The sequence below is a fragment of the Streptomyces lunalinharesii genome (genome assembly GCF_039532155.1).
In the GTDB taxonomy this organism is placed as follows: Bacteria; Actinomycetota; Actinomycetes; order Streptomycetales; family Streptomycetaceae; genus Streptomyces; species Streptomyces lunalinharesii.
The window spans coordinates 1-888 of record NZ_BAAARK010000114.1 but is presented as its reverse complement, the minus strand read 5'-3'; the positions used below and the strand labels follow the sequence as shown (position 1 = coordinate 888).

At 65.9% G+C, this 888-nt stretch carries 1 protein-coding gene; it reads right to left on the bottom strand.

What is annotated here, in order from left to right; all coding sequences use genetic code 11:
* Positions 1–46: 46 nt before the first annotated feature.
* Positions 47–706 (bottom strand): fasciclin domain-containing protein, encoded by a 660-nt coding sequence (locus ABD385_RS41190; protein ID WP_344585407.1) that lies wholly within the window; start codon positions 704–706, stop codon positions 47–49.
* Positions 707–888: the final 182 nt, after the last annotated feature.

The window sequence follows — 888 nt, the reverse complement described above, 5'->3', positions numbered from 1 at the left end:
CTCAGGGTGCCCCGGCATGCGCCGGAGCACCCGCGCTGAGGAACTGTCAGCTCTTGGGCAGCAGGACGGTGTCGATGATGTAGACGGTGGCGTTGGCGGTCTGGACGTTGCCGCAGACGACCTTGGCCGAGTCGTCGACCATGAAGGACTCGCCGGAGCCGGCGGTGGTCAGCTTGTTCTTCGCCAGCGTCTCGAAGGAACCGTCGCCGAGCTGCTTCGGTGCGATCTTCTGACCGACGACGTGGCCGGTGAGGATCTTGGTGAGCATGGCCTTGTCCGCAAAGACCTTGTCGAGCTGCGCCTTGGGGATCTTGTTGAAGGCATCGTTGGTCGGCGCGAAGACGGTGATGTCCTTGGCGCTGTTGAGCGTGTCGACCAGACCGGCCTTCTTCACCGCGGTGACCAGGGTCGACAGAGCCGGATTGTTGGAGGCGGCGGTGGCGACAGGGTCCTTGGCCATGCCATCGAAGCTGCCCTTACCGTCCTTGGGGACAGCGGAGCAGGCCGAGCCGAAGGGCTTGGCCATGGTGTTCATGCCGCCGCTGCTGTCGCTGCCCTTGGTCGGCTTGGCCGCGGCTGAGGACGCCTCGGACGCCTTGTCCTTGCTGCCGGCTCCGTTGTCGCTGGAGCAGGCGGCCAGTGCGACCGGCAGTACAGAGGCGGCGGTGACGGCGAGGACGGTACGGCGGATACGCAGGGTGTTCACAGGATTCTCCCAATGATGTTGCGAATGCGTTCAGGTTTGGTGTGGTGGTGTGGCCGGTGGTTAGGTCACGGTGACCACCACCGAGTGCCAGCCGGAGGCGCCGTTGGGGATGGGGCGGGTCCGGGCGTCGGTTTGGGTGTAGCCGGTGCGGTCGGTGGCGCGGACTTCGAGGGTGTGGGTGC